A 17,967-nucleotide genomic window follows, 5' to 3' on the forward strand; every position below is an offset into this window, starting at 1 on the left:
TACTAATGCAACTCGTGCACTTTCAGTCAATCCCTCCGCCATGACGAATCCGACCGACGATCCGGGCCGCCGCGCGCGCAAGCGTATCCAGATGCTCGCGCATCTCGCCGCCACCGGTGCACGCCTGTTCGATGCGCACGGCTATGAAGCCGTCACGATGGAACAGATCGCCGCGCAGGCCGATGTCGCGAAGCGCACGCTGTACAACCACTTTGCAACGAAGGAAGCCGTGCTCGCGCACTGGCTGGAGGGTGAACTCGCACGCGATCTCGCGCATCTGCAGCGCGACGTCGCGCGGCGCAAGACTTTCGCGTCACGCATCGGCTGCGTGCTCGATGCGTCGGCTGCTTGGTGCGAGCAGCATCCCGCGTATCTGCTCGCGTATTTGCGCCATCGCTTCCTGAGCATCGGAACGGTTGAAGTGGCAAGCGGTGGAGAGAACGGCAGCGATATCGCGCTCGTGTGGCAGCAACTGATCGCGGCCGGGCAGCAATCCGGCGAACTGAACGGCACGCTGCCGGCCGACCAGCTCGCGACGTGGTTCCATCACCTGTATCTCGCGGCGATGCTGCGCTGGCTGACCGTGCCGGGGCTGTCGCTGAAACGGGAGTTCCAGGCGGTCGCGAAGCTGTTCGTCGAAGGTGCTCGAGCGAAAGGGTGAGCGGCACCGGTAAGCGTTGACCGGTGCCAGTCGGGCGCTCGCCGGGCGCAAGCGCCCGGGCACGACCGCGAGGAGCGAGCGCCACTGAGGCGGTCGGGGCGCGCATACGGCGCATACGGTGCGATAAAGGCGTCGCGCGGCGCCGATGCATTTTTACGACGGCCGCACGCATCGCATGCCAAATTTCCCGCGCAGCAGTATGCTGATGTCGTACGGCCGCGCGCGACGCTTCGGGTAATCCCTTCGTTTGCACGTTGTCGCGCCGCCGTCGCGACCGCAATCATGCGTTGCAAGGAGGGATTCGTGATGGCAACCACGCATCAGCACTTCCACCTCGAACTACGGCACGCCACCGCGCCGACCTATTTCATCAGCTACCTGTTCCCCGCCTTGCTGTTCGTGTACGAACTGCTGCGCGTCGGCCAATGGATCCGCGATCACGGGATGCAATTCGCCGCGTTCAAGCAGATGGGTTACGAGTATTTGCTGATGCTGCTGTTCGTCGGGCTGCAGATCGTCGTCGAGGCGATCTTCCTGCTCGGCGCCGCGATGCGTCGCGACAATCGCGACTTCGAGCACCGGCTGCCGAACGTGGTCCTCGGGATCGGCCTCTCGATCGCCGTGCTCGCGATCGACCTCGCGATCCAGATCGCGTTCTGACGGCCGGCGGGCGTCCGCCCGCTGGCGATCGCGAGCGCGCTCAGGCGCGCGCGTCGCGCAGGAACGTCGTCACGGCGGCCAGCACGTCGCCGGTTCGCTCGCGATGCGGCATGTGCCCGCACCGGCCGAGCAACAGATACGACGACGGCCCCGCGACGCGCGCGGCGATCCGCTTCGGATGCACGTCGGATCCGTATTCGTCGTCTTCGCCGTGAATCGCGAGCGTCGCGCATTGCACGCGCGGCAAGTCGTCGTCGAGATTCCAGTCGCGAAACGCCGGCGACAGCCACGTGTCGACCCACGCGCGCAGCACCCATTCGGCCTTGTCGCCGTGATAGCGCGCGAGCCGGTCGAGCTGGCCCGGTTCGTCGAACTGCTGCCCCGCATCGCGGATACCGGCCAGCGTGCGATCCTCGACGAACGCCTGCGCGGCGATCGTCACCAGCGCGCGGCAACGCTCCGGATGCGCGGCCGCACACCCGACCGCCATCCCGCCGCCGACGCTGTGCCCGAGCGCGACGAACGCGTCGACGCCCAGTTGTTCGAGCAGCGCCGCGAACGCGTGATTGGCCTCGTCGCGCACGAACGTCGTGCCGAGTTGCCCCGGATGACGATCGGAACGACCGAAGCCGAGGCGATCGTAGGCGATCACGTCGCGCTGCGTGGCGCTCGCCAGCTGCGCGGGGAAGTCGCGCCACAGTTCGACGCAGCCCAGCGAATCGTGCAGCAGGACGATCGGCGCGGCTGGCTCCGGTGCACGTACCGCCGGTTGCGCCAGACCACCGCGCCAACGTTTCGCAAAGAGGCGCCCTTGCGGCGTCTCGACGGTGGTCTCCTCGATCGGGATATCGGTCATGGGTGTGTCGTCTGCATGAAAGCGGCCGCCCCTCGGCGGCCGCATCGGATCCTGCGATGTTGGCCCTTGCCCGCACACAGCGTCAAGCAAGCCCCCACCGCCCGCGCGTTCATTCGGGTTGCGGCGGCAGATACTCCATCTGCGCCTCGTCATACAGCCGGTAGATCAGCGCCTGCATCGCGCGGAGATCCTCCGATTCGTCGAGCATCCGCATGCTCATGATGATCGGCGACACGAGGTTCGGATCGTCGAGCGGCTTGTAGCTGATGTCGTCGCGCTTCAGCCCGTACACGCTGTGCGGCACGACCGACACGCCCTCGCCCATCGCGACGAGGCCAAGCGCGATCTGCAGTTCGCGCGTCTCGTAGATCTTGCGCGGCTGCAGCGCGCGATCGTGAAACGCCGCGAGCACCTGGTCCGCATAGCTCGGACGCGGCGCCTTCGGAAAGATGATCAGCGTGTCGTTCACGAGATCGTGCAGCGACAGCACGGGCTTCGCGCTGTCGAGCGGATGGCCGACCGGCAGCGCGACGATCATCCGCTCCTCGCGCAGCACGACGCGCCGCACGCTCGGATCCTCGTGGCGGATGCGCCCGAACCCGACGTCGATGCGCCCTTCCTTCAGCGCCTTGATCTGGTCCATCGTCGACATCTCGTGCAGGCTCAGCTCGACCGCCGGATACTCGCTGCGAAAGCGCCGGATGATCTTCGGCAGCATCCCGTACAGCGTCGAGCCGACGAAACCGACCGACATGCTGCGCTCGATCTTGCCGACCCGCTTCGTCATCGATTCGAGCTCGGTCGTCTGCGCGAGCAACTGCACCGCGTGCGAATAGAAGAAGCGCCCCGCGTCGGTCAGCTTCAGCGGCCGCGCGTTGCGCTCGAACAGCGGCACGCCGAGCGCTTCCTCGAGCTGCTGGATCTGCCGGCTCAGCGGCGGCTGCGCGATATGCAGCCGTTCGGCCGCCCGCGTGAAATTCCGCTCTTCGGCGACCGCGACGAAGTAGCGGAGGTGTCTCAACTCCATGTTCGAATCCTCCCGGGCAGGCGACGGATGTTGATTCCGCACCGCGCACGGCGCGCGCGTCGGCCGTCCACACCGGCCCTGTCGGCCACTTGCTTCCCGATCCCGTCACGATACCTCAGCCGGCACCGCTCCCGGCGCGAACCGCATGGCGCGCGCAGCGGCGGCCGGCGCCGCGCAAAGCAAAACGGGAAGCCGCAACGCTTCCCGTTCGTTCACCGATACCGCGCCGCGGCACCGTGCAGGCCGAGCATCACACCTCGGTCGCGTAGAGCGCGTCGCGCTGCGCGTCGCTCAGCGAGTCGAGCGGCACGTCCGGCAATTGGTAGCAGATCATCGTGCCGTACAACTCGGCGAGGCAATTGCTGCCGGCGTCGAGCGCGTAGCCGTCCTCGCCGTCCGGGGCCGGCGGGTACACTTCGCGCCACGCGTTGATCGCGGCTTCGAGTCGCACGATGGAAACGGGTCCGGCCTTCCGCTCGGCGGGTGATGCGCTCATGGATTCCTCTGGGTTGCGCGCTCCGCGGGCCGGATCGGCCCGGATGGAACGATGAGAACGCCGGGCGTTTCGCCGGCCGCCGCCTGTCGCGCGCGCCGGATGCCGATCCGCGCGGCGCGCCTCGCGCCGGCCGGGCCGTGGCCCGGTAGGGTCGGGCAATATAACCGGCTTTGACCCCGTGCAGGCAAAAGCCGGGCAAAAAAAACGGGAAGCGCGAGGCTTCCCGTTGCGTCGTACGTCACGCGGCCACGTGCCGCGCCCGCGTCAGCCCGCGGTTTCGCGGTTCGCCACCGGCTCCCGCTGCGCGCCGCGGCTCGCGGCGATCCACGGCGCGATTTCCATGTCTTCGTAGCGCACGAAGCGGCTCTTCTTCAGGAGCCGGAAGCCGAGCCACACGGCCAGGAACAGCGGAATGCCGACGTAGGTCGCGGCCACGCCCGCCCAGTCGATCCGGTTCGCGAGGAACGCCTGATAGTCCTGGCCGAGCGCGATCACGAGGCACAGCACGAACGCGAACAGCGGGCCGAACGGGAACCACTTCGACTGGTACGGCAGCTGATCGAGCGCGTAGCCCTGCTTCACGTAGCCCTTGCGGAACCGGTAGTGGCTGACCGCGATGCCGAGCCACGCGATGAAACCGGTCATCCCCGACGTGTTCAGCAGCCACAGGTACACGGTCTTGTCGCCATACAGCGACGTGAAGAAGCACAACGCGCCGACGGCGGTCGTCGCGTAAAGCGCATTGCGCGGCACGCCGCCGCGCGACAGCTTCGCGAAGATCTTCGGCGCGCGGCCTTCGGTCGCGAGGTTGTAGAGCATCCGCGTGGACGCGTACATGCCCGAGTTGCCGGCCGACAGCACGGCCGTCAGGATCACCGCGTTCATCACGCCGGCCGCGAACGCAAGGCCCGCGTGGCGGAACACGAGCGTGAACGGGCTTACGCCGATATCGGTCACGTCCGTCTTCAGCAGGTTCGGGTCGGTATAGGGAATCAGCACGCCGATCACGAAGATCGCGAACACGTAGAACAGCAGGATCCGCCAGAACACCTGGCGCACCGCGCGCGGGATCGTCGTGCGCGGGTTTTCCGATTCGCCGGCCGCGACGCCGATCAGCTCGGTGCCCTGGAACGAGAAGCCCGCGATCATCGCGACGCCCATCAGCGCCGGCAGGCCGCCCGCGAACGGTGCGTCGCCGATCGTCAGGTTGCCCCAGCCATTGCTCGGCGCGCCCTTCAGAATGCCGAAGATCATCAGCAGGCCGACGCCGATGAACGCGACCACGGTGACGACCTTGATCAGCGCGAACCAGTATTCGGCTTCGCCGAAGCCGCGCACGGTCAGCGCGTTGAGCAGGAACATCACGCCGAGGAACGCCGCGCTCCACCACACGCCCGGCACGTTCGGGAACCAGTAATGCATCACGAGCTGCGCGGCGACCAGCTCCACCGCGATCGTCACGGCCCAGTTGTACCAGTAGTTCCAGCCGAGCGCGAAACCGAAGCCTTCGTCCACGTACTTCGCGCCGTAGGTCGCGAACGAGCCCGACACCGGCATGAACGCGGCCATTTCGCCGAGGCTCGTCATCAGGAAGTAGACCATCAGGCCGATCGCCATGTACGCGACCATCGCGCCGCCGGGGCCGGCCTGCGAGATCGATGCGCCGGACGCGACGAACAGGCCCGTGCCAATCGAGCCGCCGATGGCGATCATCGTCAGGTGGCGCGCCTTCAGCGCGCGATGAAGCTTGGGTGGGTTCGCTGACGAACCGGATGGGTCGGATTTCGGAATTGCGGACATAAACGAGACGAACGTTGAGCGGGCCGGCATCCGTAGCCGGCGCATGCGAAATCGGAGCGCAGTGCGCGTCCTGCGATGCATTCGATGCGGCCCCGATACGCGTTGCGCGGCGGGCGCCTGCGGCGAAGCGCGGATTCTACCTGATTCGTCACGGGGACAGCTCACGTGGCGCCGCCCGCCGCCGCCACGGAGACTTCGCAGAATCAAGGAGTTGGCCGCGTCGAACCGGGCCGCCGTCGCAGGTCGGCTCAAAATCCCGCGCCACGGATGGTTATCCGCTTCCGCGATCCCGACGGGGTTTCACCACTATCCCGTCGCAATCCGCCCGATGCCGCGCCAGCGCGCATAATCACCGGGTAATCGCTGAATTATTCAGACAATACAACCGATATCGGCGATTGATTCAAATCAAATCACGTGCGTGTAAAGCAGTAACGATGCGTAACAATTCGGAATCGCCGTATCCGCATGCATGTTTTGCATGCGCACGCGAATCGCCGGAATTCGCGAGATAATGCGGCCCGATTCAAAATAAACAGCGTACGGAATCGCCAACGACGCGAAAATCCGCCGCCCGCCGCCCATCGAGGATGAAGTCACTCACGCTGCCCGCCGCGCTGCGCCGCCATACCGCGTCGATCGTGGCACGCATTCTGTCGCCACGCGGCGTACTCGTGGCGGGAATCGTGCTGCTGATGTTCAGCTGGGGGCTTTCCACGTCGCTTTTAATCGAGGCGCGGCGCGACGCAAATGACCATGCGGTCGAAAATGCACGCAACCTGATGCTGCTGATCGAACGCGATATCGCCCGCAATATCGCGCTCTACGATTTGTCGCTGCAGAACGTCGTCGACGGCATTGCCGACCCGGAACTGATGGCCTTGCCGCCGCGCCAGCGTCACCGGCTGCTGTTCGACCGCGCGGCCACCGGCGAATTTCTCGGGTCGATCTTCGTGATGGACGCGCACGGCAATATCGTGATCGATTCGAGCGCGTCGCCCGCGCGGCAAGGCAATTTCGCCGACCGCGACTACTTCGCCGTCCATCGCGACGGGCTCGCGCAGGGCCTCTACATCAGCAAGCCGTATGCGGCCCGGCTACGCGGCGGTGCCCTGACGATCGCGCTCAGCCGGCGGATCAACCGGCCCGACGGCACGTTCGCCGGCATCGTGGTCGGCACGCTCAGCATCGACTACTTCCGCGCGCTGCTCGACGGCCTCGCGGTCGGCAAGCACGGCAGCGCGGCGATCGTCGAGGACAACGGCACGCTCGTGTCGCGCCTGCCGTACGACCCGCACGTGGTTGGCCTCGACCTGCACAGCTCGCCGCTGTTCATCGAATCGCAGCGCGCGCCCGACGGCGAGCTGGCCGGGGTCGGCGCGATCGACGGCATCCGGCGCATCTATGTTTACAAGCATCTCGCCGCGCTGCCGCTGATCGTCGACGTCGCGCCCGCCGAGGTCGACGTCTACGCGTCGTGGCAGCACCGCGCGATCTGGACCGTCGTGCTGATGTGCCTGTTCACCGGGTTCATCGCGTGGGGGTCGCTGGCGCTGTCGCGCGAACTGAAGCGCCGCCAGGTCGCCGAATCGAAGCTGTACCGGCTCGCGCACACCGATGCGCTGACGGGCCTCGACAACCGCGGCACGTTCGACACGGTGCTCGCGAAGGAGGCGCAGCGTGCGTCGCGCAGCGGCCGCCCGCTGTCGGTGCTGTTCGTCGACGTCGATCACTTCAAGGCGTTCAACGACTATTACGGCCATCCGGCCGGCGACGACGTGCTGCGGCGCGTCGCGCAAACCGCGTCGCGCTGCCTGCGCCGCAACAGCGATCACGTCGCGCGCTACGGCGGCGAGGAATTCGTCGTCACGTTGCCCGACACCGATGCGCAAGGCGCGTTGACCGTCGCCGAGGGCATCCGGCGCGCGATCGCGACGCTCGACATCGCGCACGCGAAAAGCCCGTACGGGCGCGTCACGGCGAGCATCGGCGCGGCGACCGCCACCGACGGCCGCGTGAACGCCGCGACGCTGCTGCAGCGGGCCGACGAGGCGCTGTACCGCGCGAAGTCCGGCGGCCGCAATCGCGTGCTGGAGGCGCAGCCGAGCGCCGCCGGCGCATGACGTCGCCGTGACGTGGCGTGAAGTCGCGCGGCGGCCGGCCGGGCCGGATGTCCGCACCGTGGACAGCCTTCCCGCGTTCGGTTAGCGTGACACCTGCTGCGCACGCGGCGCGGCGCCGGCCCGCGCAGGCCGCCGTGCGCGTTCCAGCCACTCCCGTTCCGCCATGACCACCCCGCTCCCTACCCGGCTGCCGCCGTTCCTGCGCCACGCGCTCCGCCCGCTGCTCGACCCGTATCGCCGCTACCGGCACGCGAAGCTGATCCATGCGGCGCGCGTGTCGCTCGCGATTCTCGTGTCGATCGCGCTGTCCACCGGCCTGAACGTGCCGCACGGCGAGTGGTCGACGATCACCGTGCTGATCGTCGTCGGCGGGCTGCAGCACCACGGCAACATCCGCAAGAAGGCGGCCGAGCGCGCGCTCGGCACGTCGATCGGCGCGCTCGCCGGGCTCGGGCTGATCCTCCTCTACTCGTTCCTGCACGCGCCGTTCGCGATCTACCTGCTGATGGCCGTCGGGTGCGGTATCTGCGCGTATCACGCGATCGGCAAGGCCGGCTACATCGCGCTGCTGTCGGCGATCACGATGGTGATCGTCGCCGGGCACGGCGACAACGAGATCGTCGACGGCCTGTGGCGCGCGGTGAACGTGCTGGTCGGCATCGCGATCGCGCTGGCGTTCTCGTTCGCGTTGCCGCTCTACGCGACCTATTCGTGGCGCTACAAGCTCGCCGACGCGCTGCGCGCTTGCGCGGCCGTGCATGCGCGGCTCTCGGGCGATCGCCAGGTCAGCGACGACGCGCACCTGAAGGAAATGGCCGCGCTGAGCGCGCTGCTCGTGCAGTTGCGCTCGCTGATGCCGTCGGTGTCGAAGGAATGCGAGACGTCGATGGCGCAGCTCGAGGCGATCCAGCGCAGCCTGCGCCTGTGCATCGGTTATCTGGAGATCCTGTCGAGCGCGCTGCCGGCCCGCGACGACATCGCGGCCCGCGAATACATGCGCGTCGACATGAAGGCCGTGAACCGGCGCATCCGCGACACGCTGGTCGGCGCGAGCCGCGCGCTCAAGTTCGGCACGCCGAGCCGGCTCTCGCCGCGCCGCCGGCCGGTCGACCCGCCGCACGACGCGCCGCCGCCGCAGTTGTCCGGCTACGTGTCGATCACGGCCAAGCTGGCCGGGGAAGTCGACCAGTTGCGCGAGAAGCTGCTCGACACCGCGCAGTCGTGGAATATCTGACGCGGGCGGGAATTCGGGCCTCGCGCGCCCGTCTTTCATATGCCTTTCGGTTCGGCCCATCGGCATCCTGACGGCGGGCCGCCGCGCTCTTCGGCCGATCCGGCCCCGGAAACACGGCCCGCAGCCGGGCTCGCCGATGCCTGTTTCTGCCGCGATTTCGCACCGGCGAACGCGGTATTCTCCACCCGGTTAATCGCCCGCCAGGCCCGCCGCAACAGGCTCGACGACGGTTCCGCGCGAAAATCAGCCCTTGCCCCAACCTCCGGGACAGCCGATACTCGCATATTCCGCGAAATACGATCCCACCGGCTTCAATCCACGGTAATTCCTATGAGCACGATTCTCGAAAGCCTCCCGACCGGCCAGAAGGTCGGTATCGCCTTCTCCGGCGGCCTGGACACCAGCGCTGCACTGCACTGGATGAAACTCAAGGGCGCCGTCCCGTACGCATACACGGCGAACCTCGGCCAGCCCGACGAAGACGATTACGACGCGATCCCGAAACGCGCGATCGAATACGGCGCAGCCGGCGCCCGCCTGATCGACTGCCGCGCGCAGCTCGTCGCCGAAGGCATCGCGGCGCTGCAAAGCGGCGCGTTCCACATCACGACGGCCGGCGTCACGTACTTCAACACCACGCCGATCGGCCGCGCCGTGACGGGCACGATGCTCGTCGCCGCGATGAAGGAAGACGGCGTCAACATCTGGGGCGACGGCAGCACGTACAAGGGCAACGACATCGAGCGCTTCTACCGCTACGGCCTGCTCGTGAACCCGGATCTGAAGATCTACAAGCCGTGGCTCGACCAGACGTTCATCGACGAGCTCGGCGGCCGTGCCGAAATGTCCGAATTCATGAACCAGGCCGGTTTCGCGTACAAGATGTCGGCCGAGAAGGCCTACTCGACCGATTCGAACCTGCTCGGCGCGACGCACGAAGCGAAGGATCTCGAAAGCCTCGAAAGCGGCATCAAGATCGTGAACCCGATCATGGGCGTTGCATTCTGGCGCGACGACGTGAAGATCGCCGCCGAAGAAGTGACGGTGCGCTTCGAAGCCGGCCAGCCGGTCGCGCTGAACGGCGTCGAGTTCAAGGATCAGGTCGAGCTGCTGCTGGAAGCGAACCGCATCGGCGGCCGCCACGGCCTCGGCATGAGCGACCAGATCGAGAACCGCATCATCGAGGCGAAGAGCCGCGGCATCTACGAAGCCCCGGGCCTCGCGCTGCTGTACATCGCGTACGAGCGCCTCGTCACCGGCATCCACAACGAAGACACGATCGAGCAGTACCGCGAGAACGGCCGCCGCCTCGGCCGCCTGCTGTACCAGGGCCGCTGGTTCGACCCGCAGGCGATCATGCTGCGCGAAACGGCACAACGCTGGGTCGCACGCGCGATCACCGGCGAAGTGAAGATCGAACTGCGCCGCGGCAACGACTACTCGATCCTGAGCACGAAGTCGCCGAACCTCACGTACCAGCCGGAACGCCTGTCGATGGAGAAGGTCGCATCGACGTTCTCGCCGCGCGACCGGATCGGCCAGCTGACGATGCGCAACCTCGACATCACCGATACGCGCGACAAGCTGCGCGTGTACTCGCAAGTCGGGCTGCTGACGCCGGGTGAAGCGTCGGCGCTGCCGCAGATCAAGGGCGACGACAAGTAAGTCGCTTCGCTCGACGCCGTGCCGCATCGATGGATGCGGTACGGTCGGGCAGGCCGGGTGAGCGCATCCGCTTCGCGCACTCGGCCTGCCGCTTTCTCCGCCCCCTCGCCTGTCTGCTTTCCCTCCGCAATCGCATCGCCCCGCGTGACGTACCGACGCCACGGCATCGCCGCGCCAGTCATGGCAAGCTGCGAGTCTTCCGATTCCAGCGCTCACCCATGACCGCCCTTACCGTCATCCACCTGAACGGCCCGATCAACAGCGGCAAGACGACGATCGGTCTCGCGCTCACACGCTTGCTGCCCGACGCACGCTTCATCGACGGCGACGATCACGATGCGCCCGAGGATGCACCGTTCGACGTGCAGTGGGCGATCGCGCTCGAACGTCTCGTCACACAGATCACGCACGCCCAAGAGCGTCATCTGGTCATCGCCTATCCGATCGGCGAAACGGAGTTCGAGCGGCTGCGCGCGGCCTGCGACGCGCGCGATGCGCGGCTCTTCATCGTGACGCTCGCGCCGCCCGAAGCGGTCGCAGCGTCGAATCGCGGCTCGCGTGCGCTGACGGACTGGGAGCGCAACCGGATTGCCGAGATGTATCGCGAAGGCTATGCGTCGCGGCCGTTCAGCCAGATGGTGCTCGATACGTCCGATGCGACGCCCGATGCTTGTGCGGCGCGTATCGCGCAACACGTCGCGGCGACGGAGTCGTAACCGGCACACTTGCCCGCGCCCTTCACGCCGGCACGCGGATACCTCGCAGCAACCAGCGAAAGACCGCCTCTCCAGCCCGAATAGGAAAACGTTTACTCTTCCGACGCTTCTTGCTAGGATCATCCTCGGTCGGCCTGCGCGCGTTCATGGAAAGCCGATTGCAAGCGTTGAAAACCCCGCAATTCCTGGTATCACTGTTCCAGCCTTAGAGCCTCATCTGCTTTCTGTATTTTGGCGTGCATTCTATGGGCACCGATCTCGTTTCAACGATCAGGCACCCGAATAGGAAAACGTTATCCACAACGTGGCGCCCAGCCACGGACCATCAGAGAGAGACACCATGAAGAACAGGATCATCCCGTGCGTCGTCGCCGTTCTGTCCGTTGCGTGCCTGCCCGCTTGCGGCGGCGACGATCCGGCCAGCCCGGCCGCCGCCCGCCAGCAGGCCACCGCGATGGCGCTCAGCCCGTCGAACCCGCCCGGCTCGAACTTCAACCTCGCGCCGTTCACGCTGCAGTTGCCGACCGGCTCGTCCGGCAAGGTCGACACGGTGAGCGGCTCGTCGCTCGCGGGCGGCTACGTGAACCCGACGTATTTCTATACGGACGGCAGCGACGGATCGATGGTGATGATGGACCCGACGCAGGGCTGGACGACATCCGGCTCGCTGCATCCGCGCACCGAGTTGCGCGAGAACACGATCTGGCCGACTTCCGGCACGAACCGGCTGAACGCGACGGTGGCCGTCACGCAGGTGCCCGATCACACGACGATCGGCCAGATCTTCCAGGGCACCGGCCCGAGCAAGCCGCTGTGCGAGCTGCAGTTCACGTCGGGCGGCGTCGTGCAGCTGCTGCTCGAAAGCACCAACCAGGGCGGCAAGTCGACGACCACGCCGATCACCACGGTCGGTGTCGGGCAGAAGTTCAGCTACGCGCTGAGCCTGAGCGGCACGACGATCACCGTCACCGCGAACGGCACGACCAAGACCTTCACGATGGATTCGAGCTTCGATGGCGAGAGTTTCTACTTCAAGGCGGGCGACTACGACCAGACGGCCGTGTCCGGCACGCCGCTGACGACGCCCGCCACCGTCGTGAAGTTCTATGCGCTGACGCTCACGCACAGCTGATCGCGCGGCACGATGCATGACGCCGGACGGGCGCACGTCCTATGCGACCGTCCGGCGTTTCGATGCACGCGTCGAGCCTACGAGTGATGCCGCACCCCCGACACGGCGGCATCCCTCGCGCCCTTGCGGCTCAACATCAGCGTGACGACCGCCGACACCGCGAGCGTGCCCGCCACCACGTAGAGCCCCGCCGCATACCCGCCCGTCACGTGCTTCAACCAGCCGATCGCGAACGGCCCGACGAACCCGCCGAGATTGCCGATCGAGTTGATCATCGCGATGCCCGCCGCCGCGCCGGCGCCGGACAGGAACGCGCTCGGCATCGCCCACAGCGGTGCCTTCGCGGCGCTGATCCCGATGTTGACGACGACCAGCGCGAGCACCGTCAGCAGCGCCGTGCTCGCCTGCCCCGCGAACACGAAGCCGATGCAGGCAAGCACGCACGGCGTCACGACGTGCCACGTGCGCTCGCCGGTGCGGTCCGAATGCCGCGCCCACGCGATCATCGCGACGACGGCGGCGATGCTCGGGATGCCGGTGAGCAAGCCCGTCTGCAGCGCGGTGAAGCCGAACTGCTTGACCATCAGCGGCGCCCACAGGCCGAGCGTGTACAGCCCCGCCGACGTGCCGAAGTAGATCAGCGCGAGCGCCAGCACGCGTGGGTCGCGCAGCGCCTGCCACGCGCCGGCCGTATGCCCGGCATGCGTGTGGCGCGCATCGGCTTCGGCTTTCAGCTTCGCGACCAGCCAGTCGCGCTCGTCCGCGCGCAGCCACGCCGCCTTCGACGGCGCATCGGTCAGGCACCTGAGCACGACGAAGCCGAGCACGACCGCCGGCAACGCTTCGACGATGTACAGCATCTGCCAGTCGGCGAGCCCGAACATCGGCGGCATCTGCATGATCGCGCCCGACAGCGGCGAACCGATCGCGGTCGAGATCGGCGCGGCCGCCATGAACCACGCGGCGGCCACCGCGCGCTGCTTCGCGGGAAACCACAGACTCAGGTACAGGATGATGCCGGGGAAGAACCCGGCTTCGGCCATGCCGAGCAGGAAGCGCAGCACGTAGAAGCTCGTCGGCCCGGCCGCGAATGCGGACACGGCCGACACGATCCCCCACGTGATCATCACGCGTGCGATCCAGATGCGCGCGCCGACGCGATGAAGAATCAGGTTGGACGGCACCTCGAACAGGAAGTAGCCGATGAAGAACAGGCCGCCGCCGAACCCGAACGCGGTCGGCGACAGGCCGATTGCCTTGTTCATCGTCATCGCTGCGAAGCCGACGTTGACGCGATCGAGAAAGCTGACGAAGTAAAGCAGCATCACGAACGGAATGATGCGCCACATCAGTTTCCGCGCGACGCGGGTTTCCAGATCCGCTTGCATGTGTCTCCTCCTTCGAGGTCGAGCCGTCGAGTCGTACTCGGTGTTTGAATGCTCGCCGGCGTCGCGACGAAGCGCGTGGGCCGACGCCCGGCTCGCGTCGGACGCGCGAGTCGCGGGGCAGGAACATCCGGGGACGATGAACAGGCGACGAACGGTAACCGGTTGCGCCCGCGCGCCGCCGCCAGCCGCCAGCCACCGGTCGCGAGCCGCTATGTCGCGGCCCGCCCACCCATCGCCGCGCTTGTCGTCAGGCGGCGACCGCCGCGTGCGCGACGCGCTCGCACACCGCCGCCGTCACCTGCGCGGTCGTCGCGCTGCCGCCGAGATCGCGCGTATGCAGCGACGGATCGGCCGTCACCGCCTCGATCGCCTGCATCACCCGTGCGGCGGCGGCCGTTTCGCCGAGGTGCTCGAGCAGCATCACGACCGACCAGAACGTGCCGACCGGATTCGCGAGCCCCTTGCCCATGATGTCGAACGCGGAGCCGTGGATCGGCTCGAACATCGACGGATAGCGGCGCTCGGGATCGATGTTGCCGGTCGGCGCGATGCCGAGGCTGCCGGCAAGCGCGGCCGCGAGATCGCTGAGGATGTCCGCGTGCAGGTTGGTCGCGACGATCGTGTCGAGCGACGCCGGCCGGTTGACCATGCGCGCGGTCGCCGCATCGACGAGCTCCTTGTCCCACGTCACGTCGGAAAATTCCTGCGCAATCTGCTTCGCGATCTCGTCCCACATCACCATCGCGTGGCGCTGCGCGTTGCTCTTCGTGATCACGGTCAGCAGCTTGCGCGGGCGCGACTGCGCGAGCCGGAACGCGAACCGCATGATGCGTTCGACGCCGGCACGCGTGAGGATCGACACGTCGGTCGCGGCCTCGATCGGATGGCCCTGGTGCACGCGGCCGCCGACGCCCGCATATTCGCCTTCCGAGTTCTCGCGGACGATCACCCAGTTCAGGTCGTCCGGCCCGCAGCGCTTCAGCGGCGCGTCGATGCCGGGCAGGATGCGCGTCGGGCGCACGTTCGCGTACTGGTCGAAGCCCTGGCAGATCTTCAGGCGCAGCCCCCACAGCGTCACGTGATCGGGCACGTCGGGGTCGCCCGCCGAACCGAACAGGATCGCGTCCTTGCCGCGCAAGGCGTCGAGGCCGTCGGCCGGCATCATCGCGCCGTGCCGGCGGTAGTAATCGGCGCCCCAGTCGAAATCCTCGAACTCGAACGCAAAGCGGTCGCTGCCGCGGGCCAGCGCTTCCAGCACTTGCTTGCCGGCAGGCACGACTTCCTTGCCGATCCCGTCGCCGGGAATCGTTGCGATACGGTAGGTCTTCATGCGCACATCCTCGATTGATCGTCAGCGTGAAGGCACTTTACCGAACCAGCAGTGTGGGAACCGGCGCTAGACTCAAAGCATCTTTAACTTGAATTCACGAATCTCGACATGGCGGATACCGTTCAGCCGGCCGATCTCGGCTTCTTCTCGACGCTGGCCGCGTCGGGCAGCCTGAGCGCGGCCGCGCGCGAACTCGGGCTGACCGCGGCGGCCGTCAGCAAGCGGCTCACGCAGATGGAGCGGCGCGCGGGCGTGACGCTCGTGAACCGCACGACGCGGCGGATGATGCTGACGCCGGAAGGCGACGTGTATCTCGACTATGCGCGCCGGATTCTCGACCAGATGGACGAGCTCGGCGAACTGCTCGGCAGCGCGAAGCAGCGCCCGAAGGGGCTGCTGCGTGTGAACGCGACGCTCGGCTTCGGGCGCAACCAGGTCGGCCCCGCGATCTCGCGCTTCGTCGCGCGCTATCCGGAGGTGTCGGTGCAGTTGCAGTTGTCGGTCATGCCGCCGCCGCTCACCGACGACGCGTTCGACGTGTGCATCCGCTTCGGCGAGCCGCCCGATACGCGGGTCGTCGCGCGGCGGCTCGCGCCGAACCGCCGGCTGCTGTGCGCGGCGCCCGCGTATCTCGCGCGGCACGGCACACCGGCAACGCCGCACGACCTGACGCGCCACAATTGCATCGGCATCCGGCAGGGGGACGAAGGTTACGGAATCTGGCGCCTGACGAGCGGGCGCGGCGCATCACGCCACACGGAAGCCGTGCGGATCAACGGCAACCTGACGACGAACGACGGCGAGATCGCCGTGAAATGGGCGCTCGACGGGCACGGGATCCTGATGCGTGCGGAATGGGATCTGCGCGACTATCTAGCCGACGGCCGCCTGGTGGTCGTGCTGCCCGACCATGAGACGCCGAGCGCCGACATCTATGCGGTGTATGCGCAGCGCCACCAGATGTCCACGCGGATTCGCGCGTTCGTCGATTTTCTGGCGGACGAACTGGGGCAGTGATCGGGACGCACGAAACGACGTCCGTCGACTCAGGAGAGACCAACGTGCGGCTCGCTCAAAAGCGCCAGTATTTCAGCTATTTCGTCAAAAAATCGCCAGAATATTGATACTGTCATATGAGCCGGCAGCGCCCGGCCGCGGCCGTCCGCTTCGCCACGGCCACCCGGCGGGATCATCGATCCGCTTCCGCAAGCTCGTCGGTCAAGAGCGCGCACCCACGACGATTGCGAACCGTTGAGCGCGCCTGACTCGACACTTGCTGATCAAGCTGCGGCCATCTGGGCGTCCACCTGATCAACCCTGTCCGCGACGCCCGCCGTCGGCCGCCACACCCGTGCGGTGATCATGCCCGCATGGCCGCTCACCGCCGCCTCGAAACGCTCGGCGATCCAGTCGACGAACGCGCGCACGCCGGGCGACACATGCGGCCGCTTCACATAGACGGCCGACACCGCAACCGCGTCGGGCCGCCAGCGCGGCAACACTTCCCGCAACCGCCCCGCGTCGATCAGCGGCTGCGCGGCGACGCGCGGCGGCTGGATCAGCCCGAGGCCGTGCACGCCGCACGCCAGATACGCAGGCTCGTCGTCCACGCTGACGATTCCGTCCATCCGCACCTTGCGCACCGCCCTATCGACGAGGAAATCGAGTTCGGCCGTGCGCTGACCCTGAACGGACGACAGGCCAACCGCGCGATGCATGGCCAGATCCTCGAGCGTGCGCGGCACGCCGTGGCGATCGAGATACGCGGGGCTCGCGCAGGTCACCCGCTCGAGCATGCAGAGCCGGCGCGCGACGAGCGACGAATCGGGCAGTTCGCCGAGCCGGACACTGCAGTCGATCGCATCGCCGACGCGATCGGCCGCGCGCCCCGCGACACCCAGCGTCAGCACCAGATCGGGATGCCGCGCATGAAACTCACCGAGCGCCGGCAGCACGATCGCGTCCGCGACCGCCGCCGGCAACTCGACGCGTAGCGGCCCGCTCGGACGCAGCGCCGCGCCGCGAATGCTGGCTGCGAGTTCGTCGACGTCGGCCGTGATGCGCACGCAGCGCCGGTAATACGCGTCGCCTTCGGGCGTCGCCCGCAGCGCACGCGTCGTACGCACCAGCAACGGCATGCCGAGCGCCGTTTCGAGCTCCTGCACGGTCCGCGTCGCGGTGGCGCGCGAAATGCCGAGCGCCTGCGCCGCACGCGTAAAGCTGTTCATTTCGACGATGCGCGTGAAGATGCGCATCGCGCGGATCGGATTGTCCACCGGACACCCCTGCATGTTGGCCGCATGCCGCGGCGCGCTGGCGCGCCGTGCATGCGTATCGAGGAACGCCGCGCCGCCGGCGCGGCAGCGTGGCTTCAGCCGTTCGCCGCCGCGGCGCCGCGCGCCGGTTCGTCGAGCAGTTGCTGCGCCAGTGCGAGCGCGTCGTCGCGGGTGGCCGCCGCGTTCAGCGGATAGCCCCATACCTTCTCGAACGCACCCGAGAATGCGTTGAGCGCCACCCGCCTCGCGGCGTCGGGCTCGATCGCGATCATCGCGGGAATCCATTCGCGCGACTGCGCACGGTTGGCCTTGCTCCACTTCGCGAGCTGCTTGCGCAGTTCGTGATCGTCCCCGCCGCGATCGTCGCCGGACGGTGCATCGTCGGTCAGCAGAACGAACGGTTCGCGACGCGCCAGCAACGCGTCGAGTTCGGCGATCAGGCGGACGGGATCGGTGTGCGTCGAACCGGTGTAACGCAACCAGACAAACGGGAATTCAGTCGTGACGATTTGCATGTCGGCCTCCAGATGAGAACGATTCTCATTTTATGGATCGAGGCCTGTGGCGTCATTTATCGTCCCGGCCAACCGCTTGCTCAATCCG

General features: G+C 67.3%; 16 protein-coding genes. 8 read left to right on the top strand and 8 right to left on the bottom strand.

What is annotated here, in order from left to right; all coding sequences use genetic code 11:
• The first annotated feature begins 40 nt into the window (after positions 1-40).
• Positions 41-661 (top strand): TetR/AcrR family transcriptional regulator, encoded by a 621-nt coding sequence (locus CFB34_RS00230; protein ID WP_089443101.1) that lies wholly within the window; start codon positions 41-43, stop codon positions 659-661.
• Between the two features lie 306 nt (positions 662-967).
• Positions 968-1,321: a hypothetical protein gene (locus CFB34_RS00235; protein WP_089443102.1), complete on the top strand. Its 354-nt coding sequence runs from the start codon at positions 968-970 to the stop codon at positions 1,319-1,321.
• Between the two features lie 40 nt (positions 1,322-1,361).
• Here the strand turns inward: CFB34_RS00235 and CFB34_RS00240 are convergent, their stop codons facing one another.
• From CFB34_RS00240 to CFB34_RS00255, 4 genes are all read right to left on the bottom strand, one after another.
• Positions 1,362-2,177 carry an alpha/beta hydrolase gene (locus CFB34_RS00240; protein WP_089443103.1) on the bottom strand — a complete coding sequence of 272 codons (816 nt, stop codon included), beginning with the start codon at positions 2,175-2,177 and terminating at the stop codon, positions 1,362-1,364.
• Positions 2,178-2,286: 109 nt separating this feature from the next.
• On the bottom strand, positions 2,287-3,204 hold the full coding sequence (locus CFB34_RS00245) for a LysR family transcriptional regulator (RefSeq protein ID WP_011355987.1): 918 nt from the start codon (positions 3,202-3,204) through the stop codon (positions 2,287-2,289).
• Positions 3,205-3,454: 250 nt separating this feature from the next.
• Entirely contained in the window at positions 3,455-3,700 is a 246-nt protein-coding gene (locus tag CFB34_RS00250; RefSeq protein ID WP_043178075.1) for a DUF3717 domain-containing protein, read from the bottom strand.
• A gap of 264 nt (positions 3,701-3,964) precedes the next feature.
• Positions 3,965-5,500 carry an amino acid permease gene (locus CFB34_RS00255; RefSeq protein WP_089443104.1) on the bottom strand — a complete coding sequence of 512 codons (1,536 nt, stop codon included), beginning with the start codon at positions 5,498-5,500 and terminating at the stop codon, positions 3,965-3,967.
• 590 nt (positions 5,501-6,090) lie between these two features.
• On the opposite strand from CFB34_RS00255, the gene CFB34_RS00260 reads away from it, so the two are divergent.
• The 5 genes from CFB34_RS00260 to CFB34_RS00280 all read left to right on the top strand — a co-directional run bounded on the left by CFB34_RS00260 (position 6,091) and on the right by CFB34_RS00280 (position 12,370).
• Positions 6,091-7,623 (top strand): sensor domain-containing diguanylate cyclase, encoded by a 1,533-nt coding sequence (locus CFB34_RS00260; RefSeq protein WP_089443105.1) that lies wholly within the window; start codon positions 6,091-6,093, stop codon positions 7,621-7,623.
• A 163-nt stretch (positions 7,624-7,786) separates the two neighbouring features.
• Positions 7,787-8,857 (top strand): FUSC family protein, encoded by a 1,071-nt coding sequence (locus CFB34_RS00265; protein WP_089443106.1) that lies wholly within the window; start codon positions 7,787-7,789, stop codon positions 8,855-8,857.
• Between the two features lie 330 nt (positions 8,858-9,187).
• Positions 9,188-10,522: an argininosuccinate synthase gene (gene argG / locus CFB34_RS00270; RefSeq protein ID WP_044848086.1), complete on the top strand. Its 1,335-nt coding sequence runs from the start codon at positions 9,188-9,190 to the stop codon at positions 10,520-10,522.
• A 218-nt stretch (positions 10,523-10,740) separates the two neighbouring features.
• Positions 10,741-11,238, top strand: coding sequence for a shikimate kinase (locus CFB34_RS00275; RefSeq protein ID WP_089443107.1), 498 nt, complete (start codon positions 10,741-10,743; stop codon positions 11,236-11,238).
• 340 nt (positions 11,239-11,578) lie between these two features.
• Positions 11,579-12,370: a polysaccharide lyase family 7 protein gene (locus CFB34_RS00280; protein WP_089443108.1), complete on the top strand. Its 792-nt coding sequence runs from the start codon at positions 11,579-11,581 to the stop codon at positions 12,368-12,370.
• Between the two features lie 77 nt (positions 12,371-12,447).
• On the opposite strand, the gene CFB34_RS00285 is transcribed toward CFB34_RS00280, so the two are convergent.
• Together CFB34_RS00285 and CFB34_RS00290 are read right to left on the bottom strand one after the other, a co-directional pair.
• Positions 12,448-13,758, bottom strand: coding sequence for an MFS transporter (locus CFB34_RS00285; RefSeq protein ID WP_089443109.1), 1,311 nt, complete (start codon positions 13,756-13,758; stop codon positions 12,448-12,450).
• Between the two features lie 247 nt (positions 13,759-14,005).
• The gene (locus CFB34_RS00290) at positions 14,006-15,088 is read right to left on the bottom strand and encodes a tartrate dehydrogenase (RefSeq protein WP_089443110.1); all 1,083 of its coding nucleotides are present in this window, start codon (positions 15,086-15,088) and stop codon (positions 14,006-14,008) included.
• Positions 15,089-15,196: 108 nt separating this feature from the next.
• Here CFB34_RS00290 and CFB34_RS00295 point away from each other — a divergent pair, with 108 nt between their 5' ends.
• Positions 15,197-16,105, top strand: a complete 909-nt coding sequence (locus CFB34_RS00295; protein ID WP_089443111.1) for a LysR substrate-binding domain-containing protein — start codon at positions 15,197-15,199, stop codon at positions 16,103-16,105.
• A gap of 263 nt (positions 16,106-16,368) precedes the next feature.
• On the opposite strand, the gene CFB34_RS00300 is transcribed toward CFB34_RS00295, so the two are convergent.
• On the bottom strand, positions 16,369-17,364 hold the full coding sequence (locus tag CFB34_RS00300) for a LysR family transcriptional regulator (protein WP_242808528.1): 996 nt from the start codon (positions 17,362-17,364) through the stop codon (positions 16,369-16,371).
• Between the two features lie 95 nt (positions 17,365-17,459).
• Positions 17,460-17,879: an ATP--cob(I)alamin adenosyltransferase gene (locus CFB34_RS00305; RefSeq protein WP_089443112.1), complete on the bottom strand. Its 420-nt coding sequence runs from the start codon at positions 17,877-17,879 to the stop codon at positions 17,460-17,462.
• Between the last annotated feature and the right edge of the window lie 88 nt (positions 17,880-17,967).

This window comes from Burkholderia sp. HI4860 (genome assembly GCF_002223045.2).
Lineage (GTDB): Bacteria > Pseudomonadota > Gammaproteobacteria > Burkholderiales > Burkholderiaceae > Burkholderia.